General features: G+C 66.8%; 11 protein-coding genes. 4 read left to right on the forward strand and 7 right to left on the reverse strand.

Annotated elements, in window-relative coordinates; all coding sequences use genetic code 11:
• Window positions 1-8: 8 nt before the first annotated feature.
• Window positions 9-1280, reverse strand: a complete 1272-nt coding sequence (locus MKK68_RS09955; RefSeq protein ID WP_244030058.1) for a hypothetical protein — start codon at window positions 1278-1280, stop codon at window positions 9-11.
• Window positions 1281-1412: 132 nt separating this feature from the next.
• Entirely contained in the window at window positions 1413-1694 is a 282-nt protein-coding gene (locus MKK68_RS09960; RefSeq protein ID WP_147729864.1) for a hypothetical protein, read from the reverse strand.
• A gap of 344 nt (window positions 1695-2038) precedes the next feature.
• On the opposite strand from MKK68_RS09960, the gene aat reads away from it, so the two are divergent.
• Window positions 2039-2725: a leucyl/phenylalanyl-tRNA--protein transferase gene (gene aat, locus MKK68_RS09965; protein WP_147729863.1), complete on the forward strand. Its 687-nt coding sequence runs from the start codon at window positions 2039-2041 to the stop codon at window positions 2723-2725.
• 49 nt (window positions 2726-2774) lie between these two features.
• Here the strand turns inward: aat and MKK68_RS09970 are convergent, their stop codons facing one another.
• Both MKK68_RS09970 and MKK68_RS09975 read right to left on the reverse strand, forming a co-directional pair.
• On the reverse strand, window positions 2775-3419 hold the full coding sequence (locus MKK68_RS09970; RefSeq protein WP_147729817.1) for a DUF2155 domain-containing protein: 645 nt from the start codon (window positions 3417-3419) through the stop codon (window positions 2775-2777).
• A gap of 344 nt (window positions 3420-3763) precedes the next feature.
• Window positions 3764-4180, reverse strand: a complete 417-nt coding sequence (locus tag MKK68_RS09975; protein WP_147729816.1) for an NADH:ubiquinone oxidoreductase subunit NDUFA12 — start codon at window positions 4178-4180, stop codon at window positions 3764-3766.
• A gap of 564 nt (window positions 4181-4744) precedes the next feature.
• On the opposite strand from MKK68_RS09975, the gene MKK68_RS09980 reads away from it, so the two are divergent.
• From MKK68_RS09980 to rnhA, 3 genes are all read left to right on the forward strand, one after another.
• The gene (locus MKK68_RS09980; protein WP_147858943.1) at window positions 4745-8473 is read left to right on the forward strand and encodes a vitamin B12-dependent ribonucleotide reductase; all 3729 of its coding nucleotides are present in this window, start codon (window positions 4745-4747) and stop codon (window positions 8471-8473) included.
• A gap of 561 nt (window positions 8474-9034) precedes the next feature.
• Window positions 9035-9706, forward strand: a complete 672-nt coding sequence (locus tag MKK68_RS09985; RefSeq protein ID WP_244030060.1) for a DUF2786 domain-containing protein — start codon at window positions 9035-9037, stop codon at window positions 9704-9706.
• 301 nt (window positions 9707-10007) lie between these two features.
• Window positions 10008-10697: a ribonuclease HI gene (gene rnhA, locus MKK68_RS09990; protein WP_244030133.1), complete on the forward strand. Its 690-nt coding sequence runs from the start codon at window positions 10008-10010 to the stop codon at window positions 10695-10697.
• A gap of 472 nt (window positions 10698-11169) precedes the next feature.
• Here the strand turns inward: rnhA and MKK68_RS09995 are convergent, their stop codons facing one another.
• The 3 genes from MKK68_RS09995 to MKK68_RS10005 all read right to left on the reverse strand — a co-directional run bounded on the left by MKK68_RS09995 (window position 11170) and on the right by MKK68_RS10005 (window position 14482).
• Entirely contained in the window at window positions 11170-11733 is a 564-nt protein-coding gene (locus tag MKK68_RS09995) for a hypothetical protein (RefSeq protein WP_244030062.1), read from the reverse strand.
• A 379-nt stretch (window positions 11734-12112) separates the two neighbouring features.
• Window positions 12113-13891, reverse strand: a complete 1779-nt coding sequence (locus MKK68_RS10000) for a patatin-like phospholipase family protein (protein WP_244030064.1) — start codon at window positions 13889-13891, stop codon at window positions 12113-12115.
• 21 nt (window positions 13892-13912) lie between these two features.
• Entirely contained in the window at window positions 13913-14482 is a 570-nt protein-coding gene (locus MKK68_RS10005; RefSeq protein WP_244030066.1) for an AAA family ATPase, read from the reverse strand.
• Window positions 14483-14535: the final 53 nt, after the last annotated feature.

A 14535-nucleotide genomic window follows, 5' to 3' on the forward strand; every position in this document is an offset into this window, starting at 1 on the left:
CGCGAGGCTCACGGCGCGGCGATCGCGGCGACCTGCGGCGCCTCCGTCAGGAGCAGCCCCCGCACCTCGGCCGCCGCCTCGCGGGCCGGGCGGTCCAGCGCCTGCCGCAGCGCCGCGATCCGGGCCGCGCAGCGCGCCGGCGGGCGCCGGGCGTGCCGGCGCGGGCGGGCGTCGTCGCCCGCGGCGGCTCCCTCGGTCGGCGCCGCATTCTGCCGTCGCGCCTGCACGATCAGCGCCGGCAGGCTCGGCACCGGGTGCGCGGCGTGCCGCAGGGCCTCGTCGATCGCGACCACGTCGCCGCCGGCGATGGCTTCGCACGCATCACCGTCGCCCGCCCCCACCGCCCGCGACGCTGCGAGCGCCGCATGCCCGAGCGCCCGGATGGTCGCGTCGTCGGCCCGGCGGAACAGGACCCTGAGGTGGTCGTTCGCCCGGGCGCGCAACCCGTCGAAGGCGTCCGCTTCCGAGCGCCCGTTCCGGTAGCCGTCGCGGTACCAGGCGGCGATGCGGTCGAGGGCGGCGGGGTCGGCCTGCGCGAGGATCGGCAGGTTGCGCAGCACCTGCGCGCGGGCCGCCTCCGGGCCGTCGTCGTCGTCGAGGGTCGAGTCGGGGAAGCGGTCGGGCTCCACCACCTCGGTGACGGCGCCGGCCCGGATCAGGCGCTCAGCATCCGGCATCCAGATGTCGTCGGAGGCGACCGCCAGCGCCTCCGCCGTGAAGTCCGCGGCGAGGCCGGCGTCGCGATAGGCCGCCCGCTCGGGGCTGGCGTCGACGGCGAAGGTCTGCCCGAACAGGCCGGCCTCGTAGGGGGCGTGGAAGCCGAGGCGCCCGGCCGTGCCGAGGTAGCGCGCGCGGCCGCGGACGAAGGCCAGGGTGCAGGCCGAGGCGCATTCGTCGGGGACGTAGGTGTCGAGCCCGTGCTCGGCGATCAGCGCCCCCAGCGCCAGGCCCTCCTCGACCAGGCCGCCGCCGCTGGTGAGGTGGATGCGGCGGGCCTGCGGGTTCGCCGCCAGAAGGGCCTCGACCCGCAGCGCGACGCCGTCCATCAGGTCGCCGGCCACCCGCACGTCCGCCCCGCCCGGCCCGAGGGCGACCCGCGCCGCCGCGTCCGCCGGGGCGAAACGCTGCGCCAGATCGGTCGAGGCGCCGACGAAGGCCATCCGCAGGGAGGTCCGCGTGTCGGCCGAGCCCGCGCCGACGAGGCAACCGAGGCCGAGGGCGGAGGCGGCGCAGGCGAACGCGAACCGGGATGGGATGCGGCGACGGGTGTGGATCGGCATGCCGAAACCTCTCGCCTGCGGCGTCGCGCAGGTCGTCCGATGGCTGGACTTCAGGGTGGGACTGGACTTCGGGGTGGGATCAGGGTCGGGCCGACCGCGTCGGCCGGGTCGCCCGCGAGGGCGCTTCGCCGCTCAGGGCGTCTCGCTCGCGAGGTAGGCGACCATCATCTCGGCCACGGCGCGGCCGGCATAGGCCGGCGGGCTCTCGCCCCGGCGCACCGGGAAGGCGTCGACGATCCTGCGGCCGGCCAGGATGCCGCGCACCTCGTCGGGCATCAGGCCGTCGTCGATGGCGGTGGCGAAGGCGGCCCGGCCGTAATGCCGGCGGTGCGCCCGCGCGGCCAGGGCGAAGGTGCGGGATCCGAATGTCCGTCCCGCGCCGGATGCGTCAAATGCCGTGTCGTGATGGCCCATCGCCGTCGTCCTTCCGTGCCGTGTTGCGATCCTTCCCCGTGCCGTCGGTGCGACGACACGACGGGATCGGACGGGCCTCGGGTCGGGACTTGCGCATGGCGACGATCATGCCGGCCTCCGGGCGGCGTGCTGCCACCTCTTGGGTTCGATGCTGATGATCCTAGCCAATGCGGCCGGGGATGTGCTTCCAAAGATCGCCGCCCCTGCAGGTCGGTCCTGATGCGGACGGATCGAACCGCAGAAGGATCGCGATCGCCGGCCGGTCGGGCCCGCGGCGTCGGCGCCGTGGATTTGCGCGGCCGCCCCACTGGCGTTCCGGACGCGCGCACGCCAGAATCGCCGCCATGCACGACGGCACCCGCGTGGAGATCACGCCCGAGATCCTTCTCAAGGCCTACGCCGCCGGCATCTTCCCGATGGCCGAGGACGCCGACGACCCGACGCTGTACTGGGTCGAGCCCCGCGCCCGCGGGGTGCTGCCGCTCGACGGGTTCCGCGTGTCGAAGCGGCTCGCGCGCACGGTGCGCTCGGACGTGTTCGAGGTCCGCAGCGACACCGACTTCGACGGCGTGATCGGCGGCTGCGCCGCCCCGCGCCGCGAGAGCGAGCGCACCTGGATCAACGGCCGCATCCGCGAGCTCTACGGCGCGCTGTTCGACCGCGGCCACGCCCACACGATCGAGGTCTACGCCGGCGAGCCGCGCCGGCTCGTCGGCGGCCTCTACGGGGTCTCGATGGGGGCGGCCTTCTTCGGCGAGAGCATGTTCCACGAGGTGCGCGACGCCTCGAAGGTCGCCCTCGTCCACCTGATGGGACGGCTCCGCGCCGGCGGATACCGCCTCGCCGACACCCAGTTCGTCACCGAGCACCTCGCCCAGTTCGGCGCCGAGGAGCTGCCGCGCCACGTCTACAAGCGCCGGCTCGCCGAGGCGCTGGGCCACGCCGCCGACTGGAACGCCTGGCCGACGGACGGCAGCGTCCGAGGGGCGCAGGCCCTGGCCGCCCTCGGGCCGGGCTCCGCGGAGGCGTGAGGCTCCCCTTCCCTCCCCCGCTTCAGGGGGGAGGGAAAGGGGGATGCGGTCAGCGGAAGATCGCGTCGAAGATCGATTGCGGCTGCGGGGGCTGCGGCGGGGCCGGGGCCGGGCCCTCGTTCGACGGGAAGAACTTGCGCGAGGGCTTCTGGCGCGGCTGGACCGGGACGCCGCGCGGCGCCTCGACGTCGACCTGGCCGGCGGAGTTGACCTGCTGCACGGTCTTGGCGGCGTCCTTCGTGCCGCGCTTGCGCTCGGGCTTGGCGGCCATCGCCGGCACGTCCTCCTGCTCGCGCGCCTCGGCGATGATGTCGCTGCCGCCCTTACAATCCACCAGCCACACGTCGTAGATCGGGTGCTCGATCGCGTGCAGGCCGGGGCTCGAGGCGAACATCCAGCCGGTGAAGATCCGGCGGTACTTGTTCTCCAGCGTCACCTCGTCGACCTCGAGGAAGGCCGTGGTCTTGGCGCTCTCGGTCGGCGGCCGGGTGTAGCAGACCCGCGGGGTGAGCTGCAGCGCGCCGAACTGCACGGTCTCGTCCACCGCCACCTCGAACGAGACGATGCGGCCGGTGATCTTGTCGAGGCCGGAGAACACCGCGGTCGGGTTCTTGATCTTGTCGGCGGAGGCCGGGCCTGCGCAGAGCGCGAGGGCGGCGAGGCCGAACGCGGCCCGTGCGGTGATGCGGCTCAAGGCACGCCCCTCTCGGCAAGTGAACGACGCGGCGCGCGGCCGGCGGATCGACGCGTTCAATACGGAAACGGTGGTGGAAAAAGGGCGCGGCCTCCGTGGTCGCGACGCGGGCGGACAGGGCCTGCAGGTCTCGTTTCCGGCCCCTCCCCGTCATCCCGGGGCGCCGGAGGCGAGCCCGGGATCCAGCGCCGCGGGTCTCGCTCCAGTCTGCGCCTCGCGGCGGCCCTGGATTCCGGGCTCTGCTGCGCAGCCCCGGAATGACGGAGACCGGGTCGTCAAAGCAGATCCGGCCTCGGAGGCCTATCCAACCGGAGGGGAGACGTGCCGGCCGGACTGGTGGGGGGCTATTCGCCCGGCGTCCACGGCACGTAGTCGCCGGTGGCGGCGGGGCGGGCGCCCCAGGAGAGCTGCGAGCCCTTCGGGCGGTAGGCGTCGGCCGTGCCGGTCATGTTCTCGACGTGGGGCTTCTGCCACTCGCGCGGGGTGTAGGCCTCCTCGCTCGGCGGCAGCTCGATGTTGTGGCAGAGCCAGCCGCGCCAGCCGGGCGGGACCTTCGAGGCGTCGGCGTAGCCGTTGTAGACCACCCAGCGCCGCTCCGAGCCGACCGAGCGGTCGATCAGCGCCCCTTGCGCGCGGTAGTACTTGTTGCCGTGGTCGTCGCTGCCGACGAAGTTGCCGCTGCGCGCGGTGTAGAGCGCGAGCGACATCGTCTGCCCGTTCCACCACGTGAAGATGCGCAGAAGCGTGTCCTTGAGCGCCATCGCCGTCTCCGAAGCCTGCTCGCACGCGCGGCCGGGGATCGCGATCCGGGCTGCGCATGCAGAGCGCGGTTATGAGCAGCGGGTGCCCGCAAGTCCAGAACCAAGTCCGAAACCCGAGTCCGGGCGCCGGTGACGCCGCCGGGCGGGCGTCGCCGCGGACCGGCCCCGTTGCCCGGCGGCCATGCCGGCGCGGCGGCGCGGCGCGGGCGTTTTCGGGCGCCCCGACGACGCTGTGGACGCAAAAATTTTCCGCGCGAAATCCAGGAGGCGGAAACAGCACTTACGGCCGGCGCCGACTTATCCACAATTTTACCGCCAAGACCACAACATCTAGCGTGGAACCGGGAGGCCGAACACCACTTGTTGACGTGAAGGCCGGCCCGGCGTTAATGTCCGGGTCATGGTTCGGGAGCGCCGATCCGTTCGATCCGTGCGCGTCCAGCCACCTTCTTACCAACGTCGGCCGATCCGGGCAGCGTCGCTTCAGGCGCCCGGATTCGGCTCTTCGGATCTCCGGATTCAACCCCGGGGCGCCTATGCGCCTCGTCGGGAGAGGTGCGTCTCATGCGGTTCGAGCGTCGTTACACCACGTCCGGTTCCTCGCCTTATGCGGCGATCCCGTTCCGCAAGGCACTGTCCGAGATCCGCAACCCGGACGGCTCGACCGTCTTCCGCCTCGACGGGATCTCGGTGCCCGAGAGCTGGAGCCAGGTCGCGAGCGACGTGCTGGCGCAGAAGTACTTCCGCAAGGCCGGCGTGCCGGCGCGCCTGAAAAGGGTCGAGGAGAACGACGTCCCGTCCTTCCTGTGGCGCTCGGTGCCGGACGAGGCGGCGCTCGGCGAGCTGCCCGAGGCCGAGCGCACCGGCTCCGAGACGTCGGCGACGCAGGTGTTCGACCGCCTGGCCGGCTGCTGGACCTACTGGGGCTGGAAGGGCGGCTACTTCACCTCTGAGGAGGACGCCTCCGCGTTCCTCGACGAGCTGCGCTTCATGCTCGCCAAGCAGATGGTCGCGCCGAACTCGCCGCAATGGTTCAACACCGGCCTGCATTGGGCCTACGGCATCGACGGCCCGGCCCAGGGCCATTACTACGTCGACTACCGCAGCGGCGAGCTGACCAAGTCCGCCTCGTCCTACGAGCACCCGCAGCCGCATGCCTGCTTCATCCAGGGCGTGCAGGACGACCTCGTCAACGAGGGCGGCATCATGGACCTGTGGGTCCGCGAGGCGCGCCTGTTCAAGTACGGCTCCGGCACCGGCTCGAATTTTTCGATGCTTCGTGGAGAAAACGAAAAACTCGGCGGCGGCGGCAAGTCGTCCGGCCTGATGTCCTTCCTCAAGATCGGCGACCGGGCGGCCGGCGCGATCAAGTCCGGCGGCACCACCCGGCGCGCGGCCAAGATGGTCATCGTCGACATCGACCACCCGGACATCGAGCAGTACATCGACTGGAAGGTGAAGGAGGAGCAGAAGGTCGCCGCGCTGGTGACCGGCTCCAAGATCGTCTCCAAGCACCTCGCCGCGGTGATGAAGGCCTGCACCCAGTGCGAGGCGGAAGGCGACGCCTGCTTCGACCCCGAGCGCAACCCGGCCCTGAAGAAGGCCGTGAAGGCCGCCCGCAAGGACGCCGTGCCGGATTCCTACACCAAGCGGGTGATCCAGTTCGCCCGCCAAGGCTTCACCAAGATCGACTTCCCGGTCTACGACACCGACTGGGACTCGGAGGCCTACCTCACGGTGGCCGGCCAGAACTCCAACAACTCGGTCTCGCTGACCGACGACTTCCTGCGCGCGGTCGAGACCGACGCGCCCTGGGAGCTGAAGGCCCGCACCACCGGCAAGACGACCAAGACCCTGCCGGCGCGCGAGCTGTGGGAGAAGATCGGCGAGGCGGCCTGGGCCTCGGCTGATCCGGGCCTGCACTTCAACACCACGATGAACGACTGGCACACCTGCCCGACCGGCGGGCGGATCCGGGCCTCGAACCCGTGCTCCGAGTACATGTTCCTCGACGACACCGCCTGCAACCTGGCCTCGGCCAACCTGCTGACGATGTACGACCGCCAGACCAAGCAGTTCGACGTCGAGGCGTTCGAGCACCTCAACCGCCTCTGGACGGTGGTGCTCGAGATCTCGGTGACGATGGCGCAGTTCCCGTCGAAGGAGATCGCCGAGCTCTCCTACAGGTACCGCACGCTCGGCCTCGGCTACGCCAACATCGGCGGCCTGCTGATGACGATGGGCCTGCCCTACGACTCGGATAAGGGCCGGGCGCTGGCCGGCGCGCTGACCGCGATCATGACCGGCGTGTCCTACGCCACCTCGGCCGAGATGGCCGCGGAGCTCGGGGCCTTTCCGGCCTACGAGGACAACGCGGACGCCATGCTCAAGGTGATCCGCAACCACCGCCGCGCGGCGCACGGCGAGGCGGAGGGCTACGAGTTCCTCTCGATCGCCCCGGTGCCGCTCGACCACGCCAACATCCCGCAGGGCAATCTCGGCGACCACGCCCGCGCCGCCTGGGACCGCGCCCTGCGGCTCGGCGAGGAGCACGGCTATCGCAACGCGCAGGCGACGGTGCTGGCGCCGACCGGCACGATCGGCCTCGTCATGGATTGCGACACCACCGGCATCGAGCCCGACTTCGCCCTGGTGAAGTTCAAGAAGCTCGCCGGCGGCGGCTACTTCAAGATCATCAACCAGGCCGCGCCGGATGCGCTGCGCGCGCTCGGCTACCGCGAATCCGAGATCGCCGAGATCGAGGCCTACGCGGTCGGCCACGGCTCGATGGGCCAGGCGCCGGCGATCAACCCGGGCTCCCTGCGGGCCAAGGGCTTCACCGACGACAAGATCGCCGCGATCGAGGCGGGCCTGAAGTCGGCCTTCGACATCAAGTTCGTGTTCAACCGCTGGACGTTGGGCGACGCCTTCCTCACCGACACCCTGAAGGTGCCGGCGGACAGGCTCTCCGACCCGACCTTCGAGCTGCTGCCGTTCCTCGGCTTCTCGCGGAAGGACGTCGAGGCCGCCAACACCCACATCTGCGGGGCGATGACGCTCGAGGGCGCGCCGGGGCTGAAGCAGGAGCACTACGCGGTGTTCGACTGCGCCAACCCGTGCGGGCGGATCGGCAAGCGCTACCTCTCGGTCGACAGCCACATCCGCATGATGGCGGCGGCGCAGCCCTTCATCTCGGGGGCGATCTCCAAGACCATCAACATGCCCAACGACGCCACGGTCGAGGATTGCAAGGCGGCCTACACCCTGTCCTGGCGCCTGGCGCTCAAGGCCAACGCGCTCTACCGCGACGGCTCCAAGCTGTCGCAGCCGCTGAACTCGGCCCTGATCCAGGACGAGGACGACGAGGAGGACATGGTCGAGGCGCTGGTGCAGGCGCCGGCCGCCGCCAAGGCGACGCAGCTCGCCGAACGAATCGTCGAGCGGGTGATCGAGCGGGTCGAGCGCATCCGCTCGCGCGAGAAGCTGCCGCACCGGCGCAAGGGCTACACCCAGAAGGCCGTCGTCGGCGGCCACAAGGTCTACCTGCGCACCGGCGAGTACGACGACGGCCGCATCGGCGAGATCTTCATCGACATGCACAAGGAGGGCGCCGCCTTCCGAAGCCTGATGAACAACTTCGCCATCGCGATCTCGCTCGGGCTCCAGTACGGCGTGCCGCTCGAGGAATACGTCGAGGCCTTCACCTTCACCCGCTTCGAGCCGGCGGGCTTCGTGCAGGGCAACGACGCGATCAAGAACGCGACCTCTATCCTCGACTACGTCTTCCGCGAGCTGGCGATCTCGTACCTCGCCCGCATGGACCTCGCCCATGTCGACCCCTCCGAGATCGGCTCGACCGTGCTCGGCGGCGGCGAGGGCGACACCACCCGCGAGGCGGGCAAGCCGCAGCAGACGGCCGCCAGCGTCGTCTCCCGCGGTCTGCTGCGCGGCTCGGCCGACCGGCTGACCCTGATCCAGGGCGGCCCGTCCGGCGCGACCGTCGGCGTCGGCGCCGGCAACGCGGGCCAGTCGGCCCCGGCCGGCGGCGTGGTCCACGCCATGCGCGGCGCCACCGCGCTGAAGGCGGAGCCGGACTTCGCCGGCCACGCGGAGACGTCGATCGAGGCCCTGCCCTTCGCCAAGCCGGAGCGCAGCGTCGCCGACCGGCGCGCCGAGGCCAAGATGAAGGGCTACGTCGGCGAGGCCTGCCCGGAATGCGCGAACTTCACGCTGGTCCGCAACGGAACCTGCCTGAAGTGCGACACCTGCGGCAGCACGACCGGCTGCTCGTAGGCGCGGCGGTCGGCGCAGGTGTGAATCGAAGCATTGAAACGCCCTACGGAACCATAGCGTAAGCTATTTCGAAGGATAGGTCTGAAAGTTCGAAGGGCGCGCGGCATAAGCCGCGCGCCCTACTTTCGTTCAAGCTGCTGATCCGACAATCAGAATCCCCACGGACGAGACTAGCTAATAACCGCTGAACAACCGAACAGATTTTTACTTCGCTTCCTAGATTTGACACCGAGACGCACTCGAACAAATTAGCTCCAACCCAATCACGGAGCTCACAATGAACCCGCCAAATATATTCAACGCATTGGCTCGCTTCTGCGCAAGAGGCAGCAACACTCAACGGATTTTACGCCGCTATAAATTCATCCCAGATCACAATAAGCCACTATTTGATAGACTGCCATTCCAGATGCAGATCCAACCTCGATAGCACAGAGACCTCACAGCGCGCATTTCTGATCGCGCCAAGTGAATCTTGACTGACATCTTTGGCTTTAGACGCAGCGTCTAAAGGGCCTGCGGCGGAGATCTGCAATGGATAATGCTAATAGGCAGGCTGCCATGAAACGCATTCGCGCGCTGATGGCAAAAACTGTGGCCAACGGATGTACTGAGAGCGAAGCCTTAGCTGCTGCAAAAAAGATTGGCGAACTTATGGATCGCTATGGATTGACGTATTCAGACCTTGAACTCAAACAGGAGCGCTGTCGGCAGCATACGGCTACGGAACGCTACCACGACGTCAACTTGGCTGCGAGTGCCATCGCCCGCTTCTGTGGCTGTCGCGTCTGGTTCGAGAGTGGTAGCGTTCAGTATTTCGGTTTGCCGCTCGACGTCGTCATTGCGAGCTACATGACAAGCCTGTGTCGATCGGCGATGGACGTTGGCTTCGATATCTATTGTCGATCGAGCGCACGTCCGCAGAAGTTCATGAGACGAGAGTTGCGCAAGCCATTCATGGTCGCGATGGGATACCGACTCGCCGAGCGCTTCGAGGGCATGGCGTCGGCGCGAGAAATCAAGGCCACCACGGCGAATGGAACGTCCCTGGTCCTCGTGAAGAATGCGGTGGTCGAGGCTCAGTATCATGCGCTGGGGTTGACGCTTACCCCCTGCAGAGCCTCTCGGTACCGCGACAACTCTGCAGCGCGGGCCGCGGGTCGGGCTGCGGGCGACCGGGTGAACCTGGTGACGGGCATTTCCGGCGCGCGACCTCCAAAATCTTTGTCATGATCAAGGCGGTGACCACCGAAGACAGTTCAAGGAGATGGCGCGCGGAGAGATCCGCGCGCCATTTTTCTTTGCCACAGAGCGTTACCGAACAGCGGCGAGGTGACGAACGCGCAAGCTCTCTGGTGCTACAGCGCAGTTCCATGAGACCTCCCGACCCGACCATCTCAAAAGGCGGCCCTTGCCGGACGCGTACGGGCGAGATCAGCACGCGCCCCTGAGCCAGGGATACGATCTGTCAGCCAATTTCGGTCATCGGTGACGACCTCCCATCGAACCCCCATGCGGAAGGGCCGACGCCATGATGCGAACGATCGTCTATGCCGACGGAGGTTGCGACCCGAACCCCGGACCCGGCGGCTGGGGCGTCGTCGTCGCGGCACAGGACGGCATGGTCGAACTCTGCGGAGGGGAGCCCGGCACCACGACCAACAACCGCATGGAGCTGACGGCTGCGATCAAGGGCCTCGAGCATTTCCCGGCCGGAGCGGCGATCGAGATGCGATGCGATAGCCAGTACGTCGTCAAATCGGTGACCGAATGGATGCGTGGCTGGAAGGCGAAGGGCTGGCGCACGACGACGGGCGAGGTGAAGAACATCGATCTGATGAAGCGCCTCGACGAGCTGAACGCTGCGCGAAACGTGACGTGGACCTGGGTTCGGGGGCATGCCGGTGACCGCCTCAACGAGCGCGCCGACGCGCTCGTTCACAAGGGCCGTCGCGAGGCGAAGCTCGGCAAGCTCGGCAAGCTCGAAACGCGGAACAGCGCCGCCCCGGCACCCGAGGCAGCTGCCACCCCGGTCGTCCCGAGCCAGGATGCGGCCTTGCGCATCGACCTTGCGCTCGGCCTTCAGATCACGCGGGCTGCAAAGGCGGCCGGTGTCACGCCTGACGCGTTGGTCGAGGACGCAATCCGCTTCTACCTCGAGATCGGGCCCGGCGAGGTCGCGCGTCTGCGATCGAGCCGAGCGCAAGGGACAGGGCCCGTGTGAGGCGACGACTGGTGCCGCCGAGACCAACCCGACGACAATTACCACCTTCGGCCGCGGGCGGTTCGTGCCCGATCAGGTCCGGCTGTTGGAGGCTCATCGGTGCGCCGCCTTCGCAGTCGCGATCGAGCGCCTGCGAGGCTGGCCCTTTCATGCCACTTATGTCGGGGACGAGGTCGTGCGGTGTCAGGCGGAGGGTACGCGTCCGGTGAGGGCCGGCTTGTGTGCCGGCCGGTCGGGGGTGAGGTCATAGAAGTAATTCTAGGACCTTGAGCATGACGCGGGCGAGCATCGAACCGTGGGGCGAGGCACGCCCACGCTCCAGTTGGGCGACACGGGCACTTCGCTCACCTATGCCATCGGCGGGTATCGCGCCGGTCAGACGTTGGATGCCGCTGACCTAAGGAGTAATGTATCGAGCCGTGTGGGGCCGCTCGTCCGAATGACAACGCCTTGTTCGCGCTCCCCGACCTTCCTAACGTTTCTTCGACGCCTCTCCCAGTTCGTTGAGTTGGCGGGTGTGACTCTTCACCACTTGCGAGAGGCCGATCAATTGCTGCTCGATTGAGGCGAGATCAGGCGTCGCCGGCGGAGGAAAAACGATTGGAACAAGAACCGCTATCAAACTGAATAACCAACTCAGGGCAAGGGTCGCCCCAACAAACTTGTAGCTCTGCTTTTCCGCTCGATCGAGAGCCTGCCCGACGACGTGCCGGACCCCTCCATTCGAATGATTGTCGTCACGCCTGTCATTTTTGTGCGAATGAAAGACAAAAATGGCATTATTCTGCATGTCGCTGCGGATCCATGGCCAGAAGAGCCAAAGTACCGATCCACAGAACCCTGTAATAGGTCCGGCAATCGAGCAATAGAGTACTGAGTCCCACTGTTGCACAAAGTACATCGGGATGAGGGCAATCAGCGGACCCGCGATTAGAAATAGAACGCCGATGGCCGTGCGTACGCTCGATTTTGAACTGTCTGCCAACAATAGTTCAACAATTTGGACGTCATCGGTGATTTCGGAGATTAGGTTCACGGTGATGGCGCGCCTTTTCGATTTATGTATAGAGAATTTTTATTCGAGATTTACGAGGTGGTTGCACCGAAGAATTTGACAATGAGGAATCCTACTAGGCTTCGACGATCCGCACCTTGTCCTCGAACGACCAGTGCCGCCGTCGTTCGGCCCCCTCAAGCACCTCGACCCGCATCGCCACGACCCGCTGACCCTAACGCCAGCATTAAGGTCAGGCTTCAGCCAAGTGCGCAATGCCGTCGACCGCGGCCATCACCGGACGCGTACGCTAATTCTGGCCGCGAACATTTTTTATCGGACGTGAGCGAGTATCGGTGCTCAGGTCTGCCCCTCCTATCTGACGAACCGCATCAATCACCTCGCTCCGGCGATCGATTTGTCACATGCTCGCAGCACCAATCTGCGCCATACGGTCGTCAAAAGGACGGGCTCGCGATTTTCGAGCCGAGACGTAGCACCCCGTCTGCGGCAACGCGGTCCAATCCCCAGAGGGGGCCTGTTCCTCGCCTGGCGACAGCCAGCCAAGACCGGGCCTGGATCGATCCCTCCAGAGATCGACGAGCCCATCGGCGATGGCAGCAAGCGTATCCTCGATCTCGGGGTCGAGAAGAAGACGATCGTCCGCGTCCTCGAAGTCGAAACACAGGCTTGCGATCGGCTCGGGTCGCGTCGACGGATCGACGTTGGCCCAGGCATCGGGATCCCCAAAGAGTGGGATCGCGTACACGTGCGTGACGTGCGGCGGACGAAGCGCATGGATGAGTTTGGTCGCCGGCGATCGACGCGCGGCGTCGTCGAGTTCGGTCGCCCGCATCAAGATTGGTTCGCGCCGGTCGAAGCACAACGCTTGCGAGGCGCTTCCACGGCGGAAGAGTAGAGCGTCGTCTGCATCTCCTTCGTAAAAAGCCGAATAGACCACTCGCGCGAAACGATCGTCGACCGGCTGAACGAGGTAGGCGCGCACGATGCCGGAGGCGCTGACAACGTTTCGAACGAGATCGCAAAGCGTCCGCAAACGCCCTTGCATCTCATCAGGGTCGCGTGGTCCGAGCTCGCGCTTGAAGTAGGCCTGAACGCGCGCGTGACCGGCGCGATACAATTCCACCCGCCTGTCGAGAATGTCGTGGAAATCCGTTGCTTTGACCGCCGTTTCGACGCGCATGGGATGAAGATCGTCGATCCGTCGACTTTCCAAATCACCCCGCCCCCACATCGCCGCGGCGATGATGCGTCGGAGAACGCCAGGCAAGCCAGGTTCGCCATCGCCCGGCCATGCCTTTGCATCGCCTACAGTCGCATCGACGACGCGAAACCCGAACGTCGGGAGGATCGTGGCTTCGTCCGCCCGCTCGACGTCGAGCGTCCAGGCAGGGAAATTCGAAAGTGGTCCGCCGTCGACGTAAGCGTCGCCTTCAATCAGACGGGGTTTGAAGACCAGCGGATAGGCAGCGGACGCCATCGCAGCTTCGGCGACGCTCGTATCGGGGTGGGACGCCGTCTTGAAGACGGTCATCTCTCCGCGGGACAGGTTGGTCGCGATACACGCCAAAGGCATGGGAAGGTCGGCGAACGTCACGATCGTTCCGTCGGGCAACCCCAGCCGTTCGGCAAGCCGCGCGTTCAGCCAAGCTGCGAACGCGTCCCCATCGAGGACGCCGGACCGTCGATAGACGCTCCGCAACAGCTTCCAGTGGCACGCGGCCAACGGTAGTCCCAGCGTGTACAACGGTGGGACCGCGACCGAGGCGAAAGCGAGACTTCCCGATGCGCGACGCTTGAGCGTGGAGATTTTGCGAGCGACGCCTTGCGACCAGGCACTCGAGGCGACGCGCCGTCGCATTCGTATGGCAACGCGTTCACGCCAATTCGCGCCACGCTCCCGCCATTTGCGGAGGCGTTCCAGTCGTTTGTGCTCGACGGGATCTAGAAATTGTTCGACGACGTCGATCGCGAACAGGCCAGTTTCCTCGCCGTAATCGTTGACCTCGTAGAGATCGGTGCTCGTGTATCCCGCGGCGACGAGTGCGGCGACGATCGCACCGATCGAGGTTCCGGACACGCCCACGAACGTGACACCCCGATCCTCGCAAGCCTTGAGCGCACCAAGATGGGCGTAGCCTCGGACGCCACCGCCTTCGAAAACCCCAAACGCCTTCACCGCATCGTGATCCAGACGCGCTTAAGCCGGCTCAAGGCGGTCAGCCGTCGACCACTCGGCGATCTTTTGCATCACCTGGTTGACCTGCAGTGTGATCGGCAGGTCGCCGTTGACCGTCAAGGCTGCATATTGCGGCAGAATGCGCGAGACCTGTGCCTCGGTAATGTCGTTGTCGTATCGCGCAACGAGGCGGCGCTCGACCCGATCACGTTCCATGACACGCTGCTCGCGAGTGGAGCCAGGCGTCATGATGTGCACGAGATGCAGCCGCTTCGGCCGGACCTGATCCTTGAGCTCCCTGAGCACTTCGATATGGCGTACGCCTTCGACGATCAAATGCCGACGACCGACGTTGGGCTGCTGATCCAGAACGCGTCGTACGAAACCCTCGCAGTCGGTCAGCACCAATGCCTGTCCGAGCTGCTGCAGCACCGACCGATCGTCCGGGCTTTCCCCGTTGATCCGGGCATACTCTCGCACTTCCCGGCCAAAGCTGGCGCGGACCCCATCGAGCTTGTCGGCGAGCTTCTCGGCCAGCGTGGATTTTCCTGCGCCGATGCCGCCAGAGATTGCGATTACGAAATCCGCCATAGCCGTGTCCCGCGATTCATGCCGAGCCACGGAAGTTTATACGGAACGGTGCC

Origin of the sequence: Methylobacterium sp. E-016 (assembly GCF_022829745.1) — a bacterium.
In the GTDB taxonomy this organism is placed as follows: Bacteria; Pseudomonadota; Alphaproteobacteria; order Rhizobiales; family Beijerinckiaceae; genus Methylobacterium.

What these genes read in the sequence shown, in the direction of transcription:
- aat (WP_147729863.1), top strand. Translation starts at nt 2,039, where the DNA reads ATGCACGACGGCACCCGCGTGGAGATCACGCCCGAGATCCTTCTCAAG.
- rnhA (WP_244030133.1), top strand. Translation starts at nt 10,008, where the DNA reads ATGCGAACGATCGTCTATGCCGACGGAGGTTGCGACCCGAACCCCGGA.
- MKK68_RS09960 (WP_147729864.1), bottom strand. Translation starts at nt 1,694, where the DNA reads ATGGGCCATCACGACACGGCATTTGACGCATCCGGCGCGGGACGGACA.
- MKK68_RS09955 (WP_244030058.1), bottom strand. Translation starts at nt 1,280, where the DNA reads ATGCCGATCCACACCCGTCGCCGCATCCCATCCCGGTTCGCGTTCGCC.
- MKK68_RS09975 (WP_147729816.1), bottom strand. Translation starts at nt 4,180, where the DNA reads ATGGCGCTCAAGGACACGCTTCTGCGCATCTTCACGTGGTGGAACGGG.
- MKK68_RS09985 (WP_244030060.1), top strand. Translation starts at nt 9,035, where the DNA reads ATGAAACGCATTCGCGCGCTGATGGCAAAAACTGTGGCCAACGGATGT.
- MKK68_RS09980 (WP_147858943.1), top strand. Translation starts at nt 4,745, where the DNA reads ATGCGGTTCGAGCGTCGTTACACCACGTCCGGTTCCTCGCCTTATGCG.
- MKK68_RS10005 (WP_244030066.1), bottom strand. Translation starts at nt 14,482, where the DNA reads ATGGCGGATTTCGTAATCGCAATCTCTGGCGGCATCGGCGCAGGAAAA.